The following is an 18,752-nucleotide window of genomic DNA, read 5'->3' as shown; positions in this document are numbered from 1 at the left end:
AATAGGGGGAAGTGTGGAAACTGCTTAGGTAAAAGAGAGAACTGCTCAGATACTAGATATTACAATTAGGGTCTCAATCAAGAAAATGGATAGAAAAAGAGCAGTCTCGGAATGGAGACTGCTCTTTTTTCTGTCTAAATTTTAGTGTAATTTTGGTGGGTATCCGCTATTAATGACAGTCATAACTACGAACCAACCGAATACAGCAGCACTTAGTAAGTTGAAAACAACGCTTAAAAGGTTCTTTTCTTTAATTGCTTGGAATGTACCGACTACAGCTAAAATTGCTACTAGACCAAAAATAACCATTAATAAGTTCATTAAAAATTGACACTCCTTTCGACATCAGAAAATGAATGTCGTAAACAATATTCCTCCTTAATTGTAAACGTTCTACCTGTTTTTGTCGAGAACTAAAATAGTTTAAACTATGAACATTTATCGTCAAATTGTGGCAAAGGTTGTATAATTAAGATTGAGGTGATAACAATGATGAACGTACGAAGTTATTCACTTGGACCTGTCCAAACGAATTGTTATATCGTATCGAATAAAAATAAGGAATGTTTAATATTTGATCCAGGAGAAGAAGCGGATCGAATCATCAAGGCTATACGTAGTAACAGTCTAAAACCATTAGCCATTTTCTTAACACATGCACATTTCGACCATATCGGTGCAGTGGATGCTGTCCGCGAGGCTTTTAATGTTCCGGTATGGATTCATGAAAAAGAAGTAAGTTGGTTAGGAGATCCAACTAAAAATGGCTCTAGTAAATACGCAGCATTACCAGATTATATTGTCGCTGCCCCAGCAGAAGAAAATATTTTGAAAGCAGAACAGCTATTTGAAATAAGCGATTTTTGTTTTAAAGCTATTTTTACGCCAGGACATTCACCAGGTAGTATTTCATATATTTTTGAAAATGATGGCTTCGCTATTGTTGGAGATACACTATTTGAACAAGGGGTAGGCCGCACAGATTTACTTGGAGGCTCGACAAAAATATTACTTGCATCTATTCATGATAAGCTTTTGACACTACCTGAGGATACTATTATCTACCCTGGTCATGGTAATTATACAACGGTCGGTGCAGAAATGGAGACAAATCCTTTTTTGAATGGTTTTTAGATTAACAAATAGAGACGAATGTTAAATAACATTTATTGTGAAAATTACATTCTTTTATGATGAAATAAAGGATAATAACGGAAAATTTAGTATGATATTTGTTAAAAAGTATATCTTTTATTTAAGTTGATTGGAGTGGAGACTGGGCGACTCTTTGAGGATCAGCGATAGGGGAACCGAGACCCTGGAGAGAGCAGGCAAAGGAACGAAGGCTAAAAACATCACGACCTGTGATAATGCCTTCGTGACCAACATCCTTTTGGCCAAGCGGCTCATCGGACGCCCCCAGGAAGCTTTGCACTGTGCGAAAGCGCAGTGCTAACGTCGCGGCAGCGATAAAAGCGCCCAATCGGAGCGGAAATCAACCTTACGTTATAGTGACGAACTAAAATAAAAATAGGTGATGTAAATAGAATTATTATTGCTATTTATCGCTGATTACTGATTTTAGTTATTAGCTGTGATGATAGTATTTTCTTCAATTTTCATGCCATCTACCATCCCGTTTTATTGGACAATTTCATCTTTGTGGGTGATTTTAAAGCATAAATTAACTTCATAAAATACAAATATCCCCCTTACAATTCGTTGGATAGATAAAAAAAACCAAAATCTAACCATAATTGCAAAGGGGGATTTTACTATGTCTGGATATAGATCATGCATCTGATGAATAAATTTACATAAAAAAAGCATGTCTCACATTTGATGAGACACGCGTTTTTCTTTGTATTAATGACCGACACCAGGTACGTGAATGAATGTTGTATAGTACGTGAAGCCAGCAAAGAATACAGTTAAATATGCTCCGAAAATGTACATGTACATACGTTCTGAAAGGTTTAAGAAGCCTAATAATAAGAATAAACCTGTATTACCTACGAATAATAGCGATACTTCGTTCATACCACCAAGGTAGAACATAACTGCAAAAATACCTGTCCAGAATGCCATAACTTTATACATATTATCCATGAAGATTTCCCCTCCTTTTGCCCACGACACAATAATCTCTTACTCATTATAAATGATATGAAAGGTATCTGTAAACTGGAACTTCTTCTTCTTTGTGACAAACAATTGGATTTTTATAAATTAGCTTTCGATTTCTGTCACGTCTATTTCATATTTACATAAATCGCAATTATGTATCATGCTATCAATTTGTATTAACTCATTGCTCGAGTATAACGCATCGACCTGTCCCTTTAAATAGGATTCGTGTAAAGAACAAACAATTTCTGAATGAGTAGTAAGCTGCTCCTGGAATGGACAATTAAAAATGGAGAAAGTCACTTTTTTACCATGCTCTGTTTGTTGTACTTGCGGAATATAGCCAATTAATGCTGCATTGTCAGTTAATAGCTGAAGCTTTTGTTCGAAGGAAAGGGTATTATTTAATTGTAACTCAGCATTTAGATAACTCTTCATTTGCTGGTAACCGTCTTGGTAGCTTATGTCCTGACATTTTTCTAAAGCAGATGGTCCAAATTCTTGAATTAATTGGATTGTCCATTTTAATAGTCGATCCTCATCACGTCTTGGGAACGTTAATGATACACCTTTATCAGATGCTTTATAAACACGACCAGGTCTACCACCTTTCCCAGTTTTGGCAAAATCAGCTGTAATTATATTGATTTCTGATAGCTTTGTTAAGTGTAGACGTGCAACGTTTGGATGGATGCCGAATTTATCAGCGATGTTTTGGACCGTTACTGTTTTCTTCTCTTGTAGGATGTACTCATAAATAGAGTATCTAGTTTCATCGGCCAACGTACTAGTAATTTTTAATGGATGGATCATTTACTTCACCTCTATGTATTTTTTTGAATATTAACTCTTCTTCCAAGTGTAGGAAAAAAATCATGTTAATTCTATTATATTGCATTATTGAAAAAGAAACAGTTCCTTTAGGCATAAATATTAACTTTTTCATAGGATTATGTTCATATTTAGTGAAAATTTGCATGATATCTACATTTTTATAGCAAAAAACATGTTTCATAGGAAATTTTATAGCAAATTTTTATTTTAAGAAAAGGGCTTTTCTCGTGACAGGTTCGTATCTATACTAGGAAATATCGTATAGAGCGGTCATATTCGAATGGACCAGAAGAAGGTGATCAATTTACTGAATATTCAAACTTACGTTAGAGAGTGTGAGAAACTTTTACCGAATATGTCATGTTATATGTAAAATATTCAAATTGGCGGAGATGGGTTGAGATATGGATATTAAAAATGAAAAAAAGATGAAAACTATGATTATATTCCAGAAGCTTCAAGATTTACATTAACAACAATCAATAACTTTTTTTGAAGTTCCATTTACTTTATTATTTGGGGATAAATCTAACTTTTATATGGGGTTTAAGGGTTCTTTAACTAATGGTTTAAATAGAACAAAGGATAAATTCAATACGGGATATCCCGGTTCAATAAATCAATATCAATACAAATATCGATACCAAGATATAGCTGTCAATGCTACTTTTTTTAGGCAAATCTATGAACCTTATTTTGAAGAAGTGGGTAATTGGTGGTTCCAATCTAAACCTATGTGATTAGCCTTATAGAGTAGTTTTTTAGAGCAGAGGATTTATAAAACATATATAAAAATACAAGGTACTTAAAATTAGGTCCTTGTATTTTTATGTAAAAAAACTCTAATCATTGGATTGAAAGTCTGAAAAAATAATTAGCCCCTTAAAAGGGATGATCTATAAGATTATGTTCAAAATTAGTGGAAATTTGCAAGTTATCCACAATTTTATAGAAAAAAACATGTTTGATAGGAAATTTTATAGCAAATTTTTATTTTAAGAAAAGGGCTTTTCTCATGATAGATTCGTATCTATACTAGGGAATAACGAATAGAGCGGTCATATTCGAATGAACTAGAAGAGGGGTGCGAATATGCAGAATTTTGAAATGATTGTCGAACAAAAATGTGAGCAACTTTTACTAAAGGCCTATCATTTTGGTGCATCAGATTTATTATTAGTTCCAGAAAGTGTACGATATCGTATTTATTTTCGAAAATATGATAAGTTACTCCAAGCAGGTGAATTACCAACCGATCTTGCGGAACGAATGATTTCCTTTTACAAATTTTTAGCGGCATTAGATATTAGCGAGCGGCGTAAACCCCAAAGCGGCTCCTTCCAAAAAGCTATGGAACAAGATCAATATGCCTTTCGTGTTTCTACACTTCCCTCAGTATTTTTAAAAGAGAGCCTAATTATCCGACTACTTCTACAAAATCATGCATTCCCACTTACTTCCCTATCTTATTCCAAATATGCAGCAGACATGTTAATGGAACTAGTCAAACATCAACAGGGACTTTTATGTTTTACAGGTGCAACAGGCTCTGGTAAATCAACATCCTTGTATTCCCTTATCCATTACTGTTCGACAGAGCTAAATCGACATGTCATTTCATTAGAAGATCCTGTAGAAAACAACCAGGCTAATCTTTTGCAGATTCAAGTAAACGAACGAGCTGGCGTTACATATGCTACAGGCTTAAAGGCTATTTTACGCCACTCACCAGACGTTATTATGATTGGTGAAATACGCGATAAAGAGACTGCCAAAATCGCAATCGAAGCTTCGTTAACAGGTCATTTGGTGGTCTCGACTATTCATGCTAAGGATTCGGTTAACTGCCTTTATCGATTTATTGACTTAGGTGTTTCAGTAGAAGAACTTCGTCAAACTGTAGTAGGTATTGTTGCTCAAACACTTTTCCAATCTCCGATAATCCAAGATGAACGTCGTGCATTGTTTGAAGTTTTAAGCGATGTTCATCTTCAAATGGCTATCAAAGCAATTATGCAAAAAACTAGCTATGAGCTACCTCATGATTTAACGCTTGAGGGTCAAAAAGAATTGATTGAGAGTCAGAACTATGCGAATACGAAAGTTTATTGAAAGAATTCGATTGGATTACAAAAAGGCAACAAAATGGCGAGTAAGGGAGCAAGCTCATTTTTTTAGTCGATTAAGTGTGTTAATGCAGGAAGGTTATTTATTCCCGCAGGCTATTTCTATTCTATTACCCCATCATATTGAAGCGCATGAAGAAATACAAAAACTAATCAATGAAAAGCTGAGGCAAGGAGTTGGTGTTTCAGGGATTTTTGAAGCACTGCAAATTCCAAAGCAGCATTTAGTAGCCATAACAGTTGCAGAAATTAATGGGCATATGATTGAGACGTTAAAAGGTGTGGCAAAGCAAATGGCTTTAAGCGAATCGACTAAGAAAAAATTAATGAAGCTACTCTTATATCCGGTAGTACTCATGTTATTTTTGTTACTATTGTTTTTAGTGTTTCGCACTATATTTTTTCCTAATATAGAAAAAATGGTGACAAGTCGAACTATTGGCACAGAGGAGACAAGCATTGCTTTATCAAAAGTATTATTGTATTTTCCAGATGCTTTAATGATTGTAGGAATAGTAGTTATTTGTAGTGTTTTGATTTTTCAGCTTTATCTCAAACGGCGTCCGATAAAACACCAACTAAAAATTTTCCTAAAAATCCCATTTATTCGGATTTATATACGATTGTCTTTGACGAGACAATTTGCAGCTTATTTAGGGAGTCTACTACAAAGTGGATTTTCTTTACAGGCAAGTCTCCAAATTTTAGAGGAGCAGCGACTTCAACCGTTTCTCCAGTATCTGGCCCGATGTATAAAGGAACGCGTTATTTTTGGTGATACGTTGACACAAGCTGTTGATTTAATGTCAGTTTGGCAAAAGGATTTCTCGACATTTGTTGAACATGGAGAGCATAGTGGCTATTTAGGAAAAGAACTGGTACTGTATAGCGAATTATTAACTGAAAGGCAAGAGCAACTTTTGCATAAATTTCTAGCGTTTGTGCAGCCGACCTTCTTTATCATTATCGCAATGTGCATAGTTGCCGCATACGTAAGTTTATTATTACCAATATATCACATGATTGAACTAGTATAGGAGGATATTAATGAAACGTATAAAGCAGCAAGCTGGTTTTACATTGATCGAAATGCTAATTGTCCTTTTGATTATTTCGATATTAATTTTAATTACAATCCCAAATGTTACGAAACATTTTGCCACGGTCGATGAGAAGGGCTGTAAAGCGTATATTAGCATGGTGCAAGGGCAGGTAGAGGCGTATAGAGTAGATTTTATGACGTATCCAACAATTGAAGACTTGGTAGCAAAAGGCTATTTGAAGAAGAATGAAACGACCTGTCCTAATAAAACAGAGATTATGATAACTAATGATGGGGAGGTAAGATTGGCGAAAGCCTCTTCCGATTCTGGTTCAGGTAGCTGATGAATGTTATAAAAAGTGAGCGTGGCTATACGTTTGTTGAAATGCTAATTGTATTGTTTATCGTTATGTGTTTGTCAGCGATTGTCGTAAAGTATTCGTTAAAAGCAGAAGAAGCTAGGGAGCTTGAGCAATTTTTTACACAAATTCAATTAGATATCCAATATATACAAACTTATAGTATGCACCATAGGGAATATATTTCCATGAAGTTTGAGAGCTCATCAAAGAGATACATCATTAAAAAGGACTTTTTTACAGAAGTATATGAACGACCTTTTCCGAAAGGGGTTGAGTTCATGCCTTCTTCGAGTTCGATTTACACGATTATATATAATTATAATGGAAACGTCATGACCCCAGGGACTGTTTCTTTTAAAACGCCTCAAGGTATTAAAAAAGTTGTGATTACGTTAGGACGAGGGAGATCGAGAGTTGAATGAATCTGGTTTTTCATTTGTAGAAACGATTTTATCACTAGTTATTGTTATGTTATTATGCACGACATTAATACCCATTAGCTACACTATGAAAACGACTCTTTATAACAAGAAGTTAGAAGTTATAGCAGCGGAAACGGCTTATGAAGGCTTAAAGCAATTTCACTATTTACAGCAAACGGAAGGTACTAAAACAATTGAAAATGTAGATTATCAGTGGTCTACGAATGGACAAGGAATATGTGTAAGTTTTCAAAATACGCGAGAATTACGTAAAAAATGTATACAACTGACAGGTGAAGTCGATGAATGAGCGAGGCTATACATTATTAGAAGCGTTGTTTCAATTAGTTGTTTTTGCTCTTATTGCACATCTTGTTGTTTTCATTATGCTTTGGTTTGCTGAAATGAAAACAACGGTATTATCTGGTGAACAATCGAAGTGGGAGCTTTTTGTCTATGATTTGAATATGTATTTAAATGATATTTCATCATTTACGATTCGACAAGATCAAAAGAGAATAACCTTTCAAGCTGCAGATACCATTCATAATATTGATTGTTACAGCAATATAATTCGTGATCAAGTCAATAGTGGCCATGTACCAATGTTAATTGGTATTAATAAATGCCAGTTCCAATATGAAAAAGGTATGTTAACAGTAGATGTTGAATTACCAAGTGGTATCAAAAAGGAGCGAACTTTTTATGTTCCAGTTATTGAAAAATGACAGAGGGGCTATTTTTTTAATCGCAATTGCATTATTATTTTTTGTAACTACTTTTGTTCTTACGTATTTTACGTCTTATGAGGTTCAGTTTCGAACATATGATAGTCTAGAAAAGCTGAATGTTCGAGCTACGATAAATTTATTAGGACAAATTTTGTCAGACAGTGTAGAATCGTAGTTATAAGAAGGTGATTCGAATGCGAAAAATATATTTAGTTGGCTTTATGGGCTGTGGGAAAAGTGCGTTAGGCAGACGTTTGAGCTATTTGTTAAAGATGCCATATTATGACATGGATCGTGAGATTGTTAGGCAGCAAGGTATGACAATTCCACAGATATTTGAAAAATACGGAGAAGCACGTTTTCGAGAAATAGAAACAGAATTTTTGAAAAATTTCCGGGACGAAGCTTGTATTATTTCAACAGGTGGTGGAGTTGCAGTCAATGCTGAAAATCGAAAAATAATGAGACGCAGTGGACTCGTGTTTTTTTTAGATGCGACATTCGAAGATATTTACAAACGAATACAGCATGATCCAAACAGACCGATTGTACAGAGTTCAACGAAAGAGGAGCTAGAGAAGCTGTATCATTACAGAAGAAAGTTCTATCGTGAGGCTGGACATATACAAGTTTTAACAGAAAGCAGAACAATCCGCCAAATTCTTGAGTATTTAGTATTCCAAGTTAAAAGGTTGAAAGGCGAACTATGATAGATGTAAACATCTTTAATGTTCGTGTTTTATTATAAATTAAAAAATGATTGCCTTTTCAATGCAATTAATGTTAGGATATAGACAAATAAGTAACTTAATGTTCATTGAATACTAAATAGTACCAAGATGAATCTTGGGCGGATGATTGTGCGGGGAGAGCACGTGTAGACGTCACCGAAGGAGCAAGTAGCAAAGTGTTATGAATCTCTCAGGTAAAAGGACTCGTACAAGACGCAACTCTGGAGAGAGCTGTAGTACAACAGCCACCAAAGGGGAAAGCCGGCTGATTGGCATTGTAGTAATGCGAGCCAGTCTGGTGTAACTTTCAGGTGCAAGGACAGAGAATCCCGAAAAGGGGTTCGTCTGTCTTTTTTTATGTCGAAATGTTTTGCCTAGTGAAAGCTTCCGAAAGGAGTTTGTTAGTTCCTTATTTGGATGAATAAACAGGGTAGCATTGACTGTACTAATAAAAAGAGCAGACGAACTACTACCAGTAAAAATGTAACTAACAATAAGGGGGCAAAAAGAATGACGAATGAATTAAAACGTACACCTCTATTTGACGAATACGCAAAGTATGGTGGTAAAACAATTGACTTCGGTGGTTGGGAATTACCAGTACAATTCTCTTCTATTAAAGAAGAGCATGATGCAGTACGTAATCGTGCAGGTTTATTTGATGTATCACATATGGGTGAAATTTTAGTAACGGGCCCTAATTCTCTAGAATTTTTACAAAATCTTTTGACAAATGATATTTCAAAAATTGCAGTAGGCCAAGCGCAATATAATGCAATGTGCTACGAAGATGGGGGCGTTGTCGATGATTTATTAACGTATAAATTAGCAGACAATCATTATTTACTATGTGTCAATGCATCGAATATTGAAAAAGATTATGATTGGATGATGGAAAATCAACATCAATATGATGTGACTATCGACAATCAATCGGATGCTTATGCACAGATTGCCCTCCAAGGTCCGTTAGCAGAAGAAGTTCTACAATCATTAACAGCTACTGATGTAAGTGCTATTAAATACTTCCGTTTCCAAGCAGATGTTGAGGTTGCTGGTCATAAAGCATTAGTATCTCGTAGTGGTTACACAGGAGAAGACGGTTTTGAATTATATGGCTCTCCAGAAGATATTAAAGCTCTATGGGATAAAATTTTAGAGGCTGGAAAAGACAAAGGCGTTGTTCCTGCAGGTTTAGGATGCCGTGATACACTTCGTTTTGAAGCAGGTCTTCCATTATACGGGCAAGAGCTATCAGCGACAATTTCACCTCTTGAGGCTGGCATTGGTTTTGCTGTGAAATTAAATAAAGAAGACTTTAATGGTCATGATGCATTAGTGGCACAAAAAGAAAATGGACTGTCACGTAAAATTGTGGGCATTGAAATGATTGATAAAGGAATTCCTCGTCATGGCTACAAAGTGTTTAAGGATGGTAAGGAAATCGGTGAAGTGACAACAGGTACACAGCTACCTTCATCTAAACGTAATGTTGGTAACGCATTAATTGACAGTCAATTCGCAACTATCGGAACTGAATTGGAAATCGAAATTCGTGGAAAACACTTAAAGGTAGTAACAGTTGAAACACCGTTTTACAAGCGTTCAAAATAAAAGTTGAAAAGAGGGACCTACATTTATGAAACATCGTTATTTACCTATGACGGAGCAAGATAAACAAGAAATGTTAGACGTAATTGGTGTATCCTCAGTTGATGAGCTATTTGGGGATATTCCAGAAAAAGTACGTTTTAAAGGCCTATATGATATTAAAGAAGCAAAATCTGAATCAGCTTTATTGAAAGAATTATCAGCACTTGCTGCAAAAAATAAAGATACAAATGCTAACGTATCGTTTTTAGGTGCAGGCGTATACAACCACTATAAACCAATTATCGTGGACCACGTTATTTCTCGTTCAGAGTTTTACACAGCGTATACTCCATACCAACCAGAAATTTCACAAGGGGAATTACAAGCAATTTTTGAATTCCAAACGATGATTGCAGAACTTACAGGTATGGATCTTGCAAACTCTTCTATGTATGATGGAGGAACAGCATTAGCTGAAGCAGGTATGCTGGCAGCTGGTCATACACGCCGTAAGAAAATTTTAGTATCTGAAACGGTTCATCCTGAGTATCGCGATGTCGTTGCTACATATGCATACGGACAATCAATTGAAATTGTTACTGTTCCACATAAAGATGGTGTGACAGATGTAGAAGCATTAAAAGAACTAATCGATGATAATACGGCAGCTGTTATTGCACAATATCCTAACTTCTTTGGCCAAATAGAGGACTTACAAGTAATGAGTGATATTGCACATGATGCAAAAAGTTTATTTGTCGTATCTTCAAACCCACTTTCACTAGGGATTTTAACACCACCTGGTAAGCTAGGTGCTGATATTTGTGTAGGTGACGCACAAGTATTCGGTATTTCTGAAGCGTTCGGTGGTCCGCACTGTGGTTTCTTTGCAGTAACAACAAAGCTAATGCGTAAAGTTCCAGGTCGTCTTGTTGGTGAAACAGTGGACGGTGAAGGTCGTCGTGGTTATGTTTTAACATTACAAGCGCGTGAACAACATATCCGTCGCGATAAAGCAACATCTAATATTTGTTCTAACCAAGCTCTTCTTGCACTTGCAGCTTCTGTAGCTATGACTGCTTTAGGTAAACAAGGCGTTCGTGAAATGGCTACGCAAAATATTGCGAAAACGCGCTATGCTAAAAATGCTTTTGAAGCGGCAGGCTTTACAGTAGCATTCCAAGGTGCACACTTTAACGAAATCGTTGTGAAAACAAATAAATGTGTGAAAGAAATCAATAAAGGCCTAATTGAAAAAGGTATCATAGGTGGTTATCCTTTAGGTCAAACATATGAATCTCTTAAAAATCACGTGCTAATCGCTGTAACAGAATTACGCACGAAGGAAGAAATTGATGCACTTGTTGCAGAAATGGGGGCTCTTAATGCATAACGAAAATCAATCACTCATTTTTGAAATTTCAAAAGAAGGTCGCGTAGGGTATAGCTTAGAAGCACTTGATGTACCAGAGGTTGATCTTGCAGATTTACTTCCTGCGAACTTAGTACGCGCTGAAGAGGCGGAATTACCAGAGGTTTCTGAGCTTGATATTATGCGTCACTATACAGCACTTTCTCGTCGAAACCACGGTGTAGACTCAGGTTTCTATCCTCTTGGCTCTTGTACGATGAAATATAATCCGAAAATTAACGAGGCTGTTGCACGAATTTCAGGCTTTGCTAATGTTCACCCATTACAGGATGAATCAACAACTCAAGGTGCGATGGAGCTTCTTTACGATTTACAAACTTCATTAGTTGAAATTACAGGTATGGATGAAGTGACATTACAACCTGCAGCAGGTGCTCATGGTGAATGGACAGCATTAATGATGATCCGCGCATTCCATGAAGCAAATGGTGAAGGTCACCGTAATAAAGTTATTGTTCCTGACTCTGCTCATGGTACAAACCCAGCATCGGCAACAGTTGCAGGCTTTGAAACTATCACTGTTAAATCGGATGAAGATGGTTTAGTAGATATTGAAGATTTACGCAAAGTAGTTGGTCCTGATACAGCTGCATTAATGCTGACAAATCCAAATACACTTGGTCTATTTGAAGAAAACATTATCGAAATGGCAGAGCTAATTCACTCTGTTGGCGGTAAAGTATACTATGACGGTGCAAACTTAAACGCAGTTATGAGTAAAGCACGTCCTGGTGATATGGGCTTTGACTGCGTACACTTAAATCTACACAAAACATTTACAGGTCCTCACGGTGGCGGTGGCCCAGGTTCAGGTCCAGTAGGAGTGAAAGCTGATTTAATTCCATTCCTTCCAAAACCAGTTTTAGTAAGAACAGAAGAGGGAACATATCACTTTGATTACGAACGTCCACAATCAATCGGACGTGTTAAACCTTACTATGGTAACTTTGGTATTAACGTACGTGCATACACTTATATTCGTACAATGGGTCCAGATGGTTTGAAAGCTGTAACAGAATACGCAGTACTAAACGCAAACTATATGATGCGTCGCTTAGAGCCTTTCTATGATCTACCATACAACCGTCATTGTAAGCATGAATTTGTGTTATCGGGTCGTCGTCAAAAGAAACTTGGCGTTCGTACTTTAGATATTGCAAAACGTCTGTTAGACTTTGGTTACCATCCACCAACAACTTACTTCCCATTAAATGTGGAAGAGGCGTTAATGATCGAGCCAACAGAAACAGAATCTAAAGAAACATTAGATGCATTCTGCGATGTGATGATTCAAATTGCAAAAGAAGCAGAAGAAAATCCATCAATCGTTCAAGAAGCACCACATACAACAGTCGTATCTCGCTTAGACGAAACACGCGCTGCTCGTACACCTGTGCTTCGCTATCAAAAAGCATAATTAACTTTCATAAGGCGTCCGATAAGTATTTTAGTACTTGTTGGACGTTTTTTTATTATTTTTTGAGAAGCATTTTAACTTCAAAAGAGGCGGATCAATGAGGCAGAGATGAGAATAGAATCTGAAGTAATGGGTAGAAGCAGCAGAGTGACGGTTAGGAAGTCAAAGCGACGGATGTAAGACTCAAGACGACGCATAGAAAAGATTTAGTCGAAATCCAAGATGCGTTAGGGCAAAGTACGCATTTAAAATATGTTAATCACTTAATGATGCAAAAAACGGATCGCAATAAAAATAGCTTCTTCTGGCGCTATGATGGTCCAACAACAGGTGCTCGAGTCATCAAAACATGGGGAGATGACAATGTCCTTGCGGGGGAGCTTTCCTATCACGAGGGCTATAATGAGATTACGAATAGTTTAGGTCATAAGAGTAATTACTATTTCAACGAAGATAACCTCTGTACGAAAATTGTTCACCCAGATGGTAGTGAAGTTAGCTATCAATATAATGAGGACTTTGAATTACTGCAAGAAGTAGATGAAGATGGTCGTGTCACGGCATATAGCTATGATGAGTGGGCAAATCCAGTGACAATTACTCTTGCAGATGGTAGCACCTTATCTTCTCAGTATGATGAGAAGGATAGGCTGGTTCAGGCAGTTAACGCAGAGGGCGGAAGTCGTCAATGGATTTATAATGAAGATAGCACATTGCAAGCAAATATTTTAGAAGATGGAACAAAAACAGAATTTTCCTATAATGAGCAATATTTAATTAAAACGGTGACAAATGCGCAAGGCCATGTGGTAAGCTTATCTTATGATGCTGATCTGAATTTGAGTCAAGTGACATTACCAGGCGGAACGAGTTCCACATGGACATATGACCGTCGTGGTAACTGTACATCAACGACCAATCCGCTAGGAGCTACAGAGAAGTTCCGTTACGATAACTTGAATCGTCTTGTACGGGCAAATCTATCCGATGGAAACGACGTTCAATTAAAGTATGATGCCTATGATGATGTTGTTTTTGCAAAAGATAACCATACACAGGTAGCGTTTGATTACACCATTCTTGGTAGCTTAATTTCTCGAGAACAAGGTGGAAAGAAAGTTAAATTCACCTATGATACAGAAGAGCAGTTAACCTCTGTCATCAACGAAAAAGGCGAAGCGTATCAGTTTGAACGCGATACGAAAGGGAATATCATTAAAGAAATAGGCTTTGATGAGATGGAAAGAACGTATGAGCGAAGTCTGGCAGGAGTGGTTCAGAGAATTCAACGACCAGGCGATCGTTGGACAGCATATCAACATGACAATTTAGGGAATGTCATTCGAGCTGATTATTATGATGATACCTGGGAAACGTATGGCTATGACAAAAATGGTACCTTAATTGAGACTGAAAATGAGCATGTGAAAGTAAAACTGGAGCGAGACTCATCTGGACAAGTGATAAAGGAGTGGCAGAATGACCAATGGATTGCGAGTAGCTATGATGAATTAGGCAACCGCTCACAAATTACGAGTAGCTTAGGCGCAAAAATCGATGTCGCTCGTAATGAAATGGGGAATGTGTCGCAAATCACTGCTTCTCGCTCAGAACAAGCCCATTGGACAGCATCCATGCAGTACAATGAACTCGGTCAAGAGATTGAGCGAATCTTACCAGGGGATGTCATTAGCAAATGGCAGTATGACGTAGCAGGTAGACCAACACACCACCGAATAAGTAGTCAAAACCGTGATACAAGAAGACGAGCGTATAATTGGGACGTCAATCATCGATTACGAAGTATGGTAAACGAGTTAACGGGTGTAAAAGTTACCTATGGCTACGATGAATTCAGTAACCTCATCTGGTCCAATCAAGGCGGTCAATTTGACTTCTTACACCGCAATGTCGATGATGTCGGGAATTTGTATGAAACGAAAGAAAAGACAGATCGTGTCTATGGTGCCGGAAGTAGATTACTTGAAACGAGTGAGGCTACATTTTCTTATGATGATGAAGGTAATCTGGTTCAGAAGGTTGAGAAGAACGGTGATACGTGGAAGTACGAGTACTTTGGTAATGGCATGATGTCGAAGGTCATCAAACCGGATAACACACAAGTTACTTTCAAGTACGACTCGTTAGGTAGACGAATTGAGAAGAGTTCTGATGCTAAAACTATGAATTTCGTCTGGGATGGGAATACGATCCTACATGAGTATTTCTCGAAGGATAAATCAGATAAATTTGAAGATCTAGAGGAATATTCTTCACAGAACAAGTCTGAAATACCAGATAATCTAGTCACATGGGTATTTAATGATGGGTTTGTACCTTCAGCGAAAATTACGAGTGAAGGTAATTACAGCATTATTAGTGACTATCTTGGGACTCCCGTAGAAGCTTTTGATGAAGATGGTAATATGGTTTGGTCAGCAGAACTTGATATATATGGGCGAGTGATGGAGTTCACTGGTGAGCAGGATTTCATTCCGTTTAGATATCAGGGGCAGTATGAGGACATGGAAATCGGATTATATTACAACAGATTCCGTTACTACGACCCAGAACAAGGGAATTATACTCAAATAGACCCAATTGGACTTGCGGGGAACAATCCTACTTTGTATGGGTATGTACATGATCCACTTACTTGGATTGATCCTTTAGGGTTAACTGCTAAGATTTTAGGTCAAAACATGGCTGCTGCTGGTAGACCTTTAGCACCAGGGCAAACACCTCATCATGCTGTTAAAGAGAATGCAAATAACGTTTATGCACAAGGTTCTCGTGATATATTGGATAAACATAGATTGAATCCAGATATAGCAGAAAATGGTGCAAGACTTTGGGGCACACATCCTAACCAAAAATCTCAGCCGGGTCATCCTGGTGCAGTAAAGGCTAGGGAAATGGGTAATTATCATGGGGGGACTCATATTCATGGAAAGAAAAACGATAAACTTATCTATAAAATTTTAAAGAATGCTGATAAGAGAGGGTTAGATATTAAAAATGTTCTTTCTGATATTACTGGAAGAATGGAATCCGGATCATGGAAAAAAACATTTACAGCATGTGGGGGGAAATAATGGATATATGTAATGATAAAAAAATAGAATTGAAAAGAACAGAGCTATCGAAACACTTTACAAGTTATTCAAATGACATTCATCAACATTATCTTAAATTGAAGAGCAGAATTACTAAATGGTCGTATTCTTTAGGAGTAACTGAAGATTTAATTCCATATGAGAACTTAATCCCTTCGGTCATATCAACCAAGAAAGGGAAGCCTCTTCCTAAACCTAGTAAGTCCAACTTTGAGTCGAAAAATTTAGTTACCTATGGTATCGATAATAATGAAAATATTCTCTTGATGATTAGAAAATATGATAAAGATGTTATGAAATATGGAGAAAATATAAGATATGTAGATTATATAAATGGGGAAAAAGTAATAGTTAATGCTCATATTTATGAGTCCAATCCTACTAGATCTAGATTATCATCTCTTTGCTATGTTTATGAGGAAAATGGTTTAGTGTACTATGTTTCAATTACACCACCTAATAATTGGTATGTTAGAGTCGATGAGTTGCAAGAAAATAGAATTAAAAAAATATCAATGTTTGCTACAAGTTGGTATAAACAAATGGATTACAGTATTTACTATGATAATAGTTCCATTTTATCAAAAATAATGATTGGTGAGCATTTGCATTGGGAAAATCGATTGTAAGTCATGATAGTTATCGAGACACACAGAGGCTCCACCCTATCAATTTCCATTAGATAAAAAAGTTCGGTTTCTTTTCTTGTAGAATAAAAGAAAAATTAATGAGAGTATCTATACTTGCAACAAATCTTTAGTGTATTAAAAGAATTTGAAGTTAAATTTAGGAAGGGTAATAAATCCATTTAAAAGGATTTTATTGCCCTTTTGATCTTTCATAATAAAGACCTAAACTTAAAAAATGGTTGATTTATATGTAAATAAAGCTTAGCTTATGATGCTGATTTGAATCTGAGTCAAGTAACATTGCTAGACGGGACGAGTTCGACATGGGCGTATGACCGTCGAGGAAATTGTACAACAGCGACAAATCCGCTAGGGGCTACAGAGAAGTTCCGGTATGATAACTTGAATCGTCTTGTACGGGCAAATCTATCCGATAGTAACGACGTTCAATTAAAGTACAATGCCTATGATGATGTTGTTTTAGCGAGAGATAACCATACGCAGGTAGCCTTTGATTACACCATTCTCGGCAGCTTAATGTCTCGAGAACAAGGTGGGAAGAAAGTTAAATTCACCTATGATACAGAAGAGCAGTTAACCTCTGTCATCAACGAAAAAGGGGAAGCGTTTCAGTTTGAACGTGATGCGAAAGGCAATATCATTAAGGAAGTCGGCTTTGATGAGATGGAAAGAACGTATGAACGAAGTCTGGCTGGATTAGTTCAGAGAATTCAACGTCCGGGTGATCGTTGGACAGCGTTCCAGCATGATGGTCTAGGGAATGTCATTCGGGCTGATTATTATGATGACACTTGGGAAACGTATGGTTATGACAAAAATGGTTCGTTAATTGAGACTGAAAATGAACATGTGACTGTAAAGTTTGAGCGAGACCTATCTGGACAAGTGATCAAGGAATGGCAAAATGACCATTGGATTGCAAGTGGCTATGATGAAATAGGCAATCGTTCACAAATTACGAGTAGCTTAGGCGCAAAAATCGATGTCGCCCGTAATGAGATGGGAAATGTTTCGCAAATCACGGCTTCTCGTTTAGAGCAAGAAAATTGGACAGCATCCATGCAGTACAATGAACTCGGCCAAGAGATTGAGAGAATCTTACCAGGAGATGTCATCAACAAGTGGCAGTATGATGTAGCTGGTAGACCAACACACCACCGAATAAGTAGTCAAAACCGTGATACAAGAAGACGAGCGTATAATTGGGACGTCAATCATCGCTTACGAAGCATGGTAAACGAGTTAACAGGTGTAAAAGTTACCTATGGTTACGATGAATTCAGTAACCTCGTGTGGTCCAATCAAGGCGGTCAATTTGACTTCTTACACCGCAGTGTCGATGATGTCGGGAATTTGTATGAAACAAAAGAAAAGACAGATCGTGTCTATGGCGCCGGGAGCAGATTGCTTGAAACGAGCGAGGCAACATTCTCTTATGATGATGAAGGTAATCTGATTCAGAAAGTTGAGAAGAATGGTGATACGTGGAAGTACGAATATAACGGCAATGGCATGATGTCTAAAGTTATCAAACCAGACAAGACAGAAGTTACTTTTAAGTATGACTCTTTAGGTAGACGAATTGAGAAGAGTTCTGATGCTAAAACTATGAATTTCGTCTGGGATGGGAATACGATCCTACATGAGTATTTCTCGAAGGATAAATCAGATAAATTTGAAGATCTAGAGGAATATTCTTCACAGAACAAGTCTGAAATACCAGATAATCTAGTCACATGGGTATTTAATGATGGGTTTGTACCTTCAGTGAAAATTACGAGTGAAGGTATTTACAGTATTATTAGTGACTATCTTGGGACGCCTGTTGAAGCCTTTGATGAAGAAGGTAAAAAGGTCTGGTCAGCTGACCTTGATATCTATGGCCGAGTGAATGTGTTCACTGGTGAGCAGGATTTCTTACCGTTTAGGTATCAGGGTCAGTATGAAGATGTAGAAATCGGATTATATTACAACAGATTCCGATACTACTGCAAAGTGAAGGAAAATACTTACAACAAGATCCTATTGGGCTTGCAGGAAATAATCCTACACTTTATGGTTATGTTGGTAATCTGAATGCTGAAGTAGATCCTTTTGGTCTTGCACCTTGGAAAAATGGACAATTTAATGCATGGTTCAATAAGGCTACTCCTGCCGATGTAAATGCAA

At 37.0% G+C, this 18,752-nt stretch carries 18 protein-coding genes and 1 riboswitch; of the genes, 15 read left to right on the top strand and 3 right to left on the bottom strand.

The genetic code is table 11. From position 1 onward, the window contains the following. Positions 1-141: 141 nt before the first annotated feature. Complete coding sequence (locus ACQKNC_RS01615) at positions 142-321, bottom strand: DUF2759 domain-containing protein (RefSeq protein ID WP_427423148.1); 180 nt, start codon at positions 319-321, stop codon at positions 142-144. 168 nt (positions 322-489) lie between these two features. Between ACQKNC_RS01615 and ACQKNC_RS01610 the strand changes: the two genes are divergently transcribed. After that, positions 490-1,134: an MBL fold metallo-hydrolase gene (locus tag ACQKNC_RS01610; protein WP_427423147.1), complete on the top strand. Its 645-nt coding sequence runs from the start codon at positions 490-492 to the stop codon at positions 1,132-1,134. A gap of 732 nt (positions 1,135-1,866) precedes the next feature. Here ACQKNC_RS01610 and ACQKNC_RS01605 read toward each other — a convergent pair. Both ACQKNC_RS01605 and ACQKNC_RS01600 read right to left on the bottom strand, forming a co-directional pair. Further along, complete coding sequence (locus tag ACQKNC_RS01605; RefSeq protein ID WP_376074512.1) at positions 1,867-2,109, bottom strand: DUF2626 family protein; 243 nt, start codon at positions 2,107-2,109, stop codon at positions 1,867-1,869. A gap of 120 nt (positions 2,110-2,229) precedes the next feature. After that, positions 2,230-2,940, bottom strand: a complete 711-nt coding sequence (locus ACQKNC_RS01600) for a helix-turn-helix transcriptional regulator (protein ID WP_427423146.1) — start codon at positions 2,938-2,940, stop codon at positions 2,230-2,232. A gap of 1,113 nt (positions 2,941-4,053) precedes the next feature. On the opposite strand from ACQKNC_RS01600, the gene comGA reads away from it, so the two are divergent. The 14 genes from comGA (at position 4,054) to ACQKNC_RS01530 (ending at position 18,659) form a co-directional block, all read left to right on the top strand. Continuing rightward, a complete protein-coding gene (comGA, locus tag ACQKNC_RS01595) occupies positions 4,054-5,073 on the top strand; it encodes a competence type IV pilus ATPase ComGA (protein WP_427423145.1) in 1,020 nt (339 codons plus the stop codon). Further along, positions 5,051-6,124: a competence type IV pilus assembly protein ComGB gene (gene comGB / locus ACQKNC_RS01590; RefSeq protein WP_427423144.1), complete on the top strand. Its 1,074-nt coding sequence runs from the start codon at positions 5,051-5,053 to the stop codon at positions 6,122-6,124. Before comGA ends, comGB begins: the two co-directional genes overlap by 23 nt. 10 nt (positions 6,125-6,134) lie before the next feature. After that, the gene (comGC, locus tag ACQKNC_RS01585) at positions 6,135-6,473 is read left to right on the top strand and encodes a competence type IV pilus major pilin ComGC (RefSeq protein WP_427423143.1); all 339 of its coding nucleotides are present in this window, start codon (positions 6,135-6,137) and stop codon (positions 6,471-6,473) included. Continuing rightward, on the top strand, positions 6,473-6,913 hold the full coding sequence (gene comGD / locus ACQKNC_RS01580; RefSeq protein ID WP_427423142.1) for a competence type IV pilus minor pilin ComGD: 441 nt from the start codon (positions 6,473-6,475) through the stop codon (positions 6,911-6,913). The genes comGC and comGD overlap by 1 nt, the downstream gene beginning before the upstream one ends. Continuing rightward, positions 6,906-7,223, top strand: a complete 318-nt coding sequence (locus ACQKNC_RS01575; protein WP_427423141.1) for a hypothetical protein — start codon at positions 6,906-6,908, stop codon at positions 7,221-7,223. The genes comGD and ACQKNC_RS01575 overlap by 8 nt, the downstream gene beginning before the upstream one ends. Then, positions 7,216-7,641 (top strand): competence type IV pilus minor pilin ComGF, encoded by a 426-nt coding sequence (comGF, locus tag ACQKNC_RS01570; protein ID WP_427423140.1) that lies wholly within the window; start codon positions 7,216-7,218, stop codon positions 7,639-7,641. The genes ACQKNC_RS01575 and comGF overlap by 8 nt, the downstream gene beginning before the upstream one ends. Then, positions 7,619-7,819: a hypothetical protein gene (locus ACQKNC_RS01565; protein ID WP_427423139.1), complete on the top strand. Its 201-nt coding sequence runs from the start codon at positions 7,619-7,621 to the stop codon at positions 7,817-7,819. Before comGF ends, ACQKNC_RS01565 begins: the two co-directional genes overlap by 23 nt. Positions 7,820-7,838: 19 nt before the next feature. Further along, positions 7,839-8,354, top strand: a complete 516-nt coding sequence (locus ACQKNC_RS01560) for a shikimate kinase (RefSeq protein WP_427423138.1) — start codon at positions 7,839-7,841, stop codon at positions 8,352-8,354. Between the two features lie 144 nt (positions 8,355-8,498). Beyond that, positions 8,499-8,591: riboswitch (glycine riboswitch) on the top strand. Positions 8,592-8,885: 294 nt separating this feature from the next. Then, positions 8,886-9,989, top strand: coding sequence for a glycine cleavage system aminomethyltransferase GcvT (gcvT, locus tag ACQKNC_RS01555; RefSeq protein ID WP_427423137.1), 1,104 nt, complete (start codon positions 8,886-8,888; stop codon positions 9,987-9,989). A gap of 25 nt (positions 9,990-10,014) precedes the next feature. Beyond that, positions 10,015-11,361: an aminomethyl-transferring glycine dehydrogenase subunit GcvPA gene (gene gcvPA / locus ACQKNC_RS01550; protein ID WP_427423136.1), complete on the top strand. Its 1,347-nt coding sequence runs from the start codon at positions 10,015-10,017 to the stop codon at positions 11,359-11,361. After that, positions 11,354-12,817, top strand: a complete 1,464-nt coding sequence (gene gcvPB, locus ACQKNC_RS01545; RefSeq protein ID WP_427423135.1) for an aminomethyl-transferring glycine dehydrogenase subunit GcvPB — start codon at positions 11,354-11,356, stop codon at positions 12,815-12,817. Before gcvPA ends, gcvPB begins: the two co-directional genes overlap by 8 nt. A gap of 266 nt (positions 12,818-13,083) precedes the next feature. Next, entirely contained in the window at positions 13,084-15,912 is a 2,829-nt protein-coding gene (locus ACQKNC_RS01540) for an RHS repeat-associated core domain-containing protein (RefSeq protein ID WP_427423134.1), read from the top strand. Further along, positions 15,912-16,562, top strand: coding sequence for a hypothetical protein (locus tag ACQKNC_RS01535; protein ID WP_427423133.1), 651 nt, complete (start codon positions 15,912-15,914; stop codon positions 16,560-16,562). Before ACQKNC_RS01540 ends, ACQKNC_RS01535 begins: the two co-directional genes overlap by 1 nt. Positions 16,563-16,841: 279 nt before the next feature. Then, positions 16,842-18,659, top strand: a complete 1,818-nt coding sequence (locus tag ACQKNC_RS01530) for a hypothetical protein (protein ID WP_427423132.1) — start codon at positions 16,842-16,844, stop codon at positions 18,657-18,659. Positions 18,660-18,752: the final 93 nt, after the last annotated feature.

It is taken from the genome of Lysinibacillus sp. NPDC094177, assembly GCF_050279145.1.
In the GTDB taxonomy this organism is placed as follows: domain Bacteria; phylum Bacillota; class Bacilli; order Bacillales_A; family Planococcaceae; genus Lysinibacillus.
Note: the sequence above shows the minus strand (reverse complement) of the source record. Positions and strands in the feature narration are given on the sequence as shown.

What these genes read in the sequence shown, in the direction of transcription:
- ACQKNC_RS01615 (WP_427423148.1), bottom strand. Translation starts at nt 321, where the DNA reads ATGAACTTATTAATGGTTATTTTTGGTCTAGTAGCAATTTTAGCTGTA.
- ACQKNC_RS01610 (WP_427423147.1), top strand. Translation starts at nt 490, where the DNA reads ATGATGAACGTACGAAGTTATTCACTTGGACCTGTCCAAACGAATTGT.
- ACQKNC_RS01605 (WP_376074512.1), bottom strand. Translation starts at nt 2,109, where the DNA reads ATGGATAATATGTATAAAGTTATGGCATTCTGGACAGGTATTTTTGCA.
- ACQKNC_RS01600 (WP_427423146.1), bottom strand. Translation starts at nt 2,940, where the DNA reads ATGATCCATCCATTAAAAATTACTAGTACGTTGGCCGATGAAACTAGA.
- comGA (WP_427423145.1), top strand. Translation starts at nt 4,054, where the DNA reads ATGCAGAATTTTGAAATGATTGTCGAACAAAAATGTGAGCAACTTTTA.
- comGB (WP_427423144.1), top strand. Translation starts at nt 5,051, where the DNA reads ATGCGAATACGAAAGTTTATTGAAAGAATTCGATTGGATTACAAAAAG.
- comGC (WP_427423143.1), top strand. Translation starts at nt 6,135, where the DNA reads ATGAAACGTATAAAGCAGCAAGCTGGTTTTACATTGATCGAAATGCTA.
- comGD (WP_427423142.1), top strand. Translation starts at nt 6,473, where the DNA reads ATGAATGTTATAAAAAGTGAGCGTGGCTATACGTTTGTTGAAATGCTA.
- comGF (WP_427423140.1), top strand. Translation starts at nt 7,216, where the DNA reads ATGAATGAGCGAGGCTATACATTATTAGAAGCGTTGTTTCAATTAGTT.
- ACQKNC_RS01565 (WP_427423139.1), top strand. Translation starts at nt 7,619, where the DNA reads ATGTTCCAGTTATTGAAAAATGACAGAGGGGCTATTTTTTTAATCGCA.
- ACQKNC_RS01560 (WP_427423138.1), top strand. Translation starts at nt 7,839, where the DNA reads ATGCGAAAAATATATTTAGTTGGCTTTATGGGCTGTGGGAAAAGTGCG.
- gcvT (WP_427423137.1), top strand. Translation starts at nt 8,886, where the DNA reads ATGACGAATGAATTAAAACGTACACCTCTATTTGACGAATACGCAAAG.
- gcvPA (WP_427423136.1), top strand. Translation starts at nt 10,015, where the DNA reads ATGAAACATCGTTATTTACCTATGACGGAGCAAGATAAACAAGAAATG.
- gcvPB (WP_427423135.1), top strand. Translation starts at nt 11,354, where the DNA reads ATGCATAACGAAAATCAATCACTCATTTTTGAAATTTCAAAAGAAGGT.
- ACQKNC_RS01540 (WP_427423134.1), top strand. Translation starts at nt 13,084, where the DNA reads ATGATGCAAAAAACGGATCGCAATAAAAATAGCTTCTTCTGGCGCTAT.
- ACQKNC_RS01535 (WP_427423133.1), top strand. Translation starts at nt 15,912, where the DNA reads ATGGATATATGTAATGATAAAAAAATAGAATTGAAAAGAACAGAGCTA.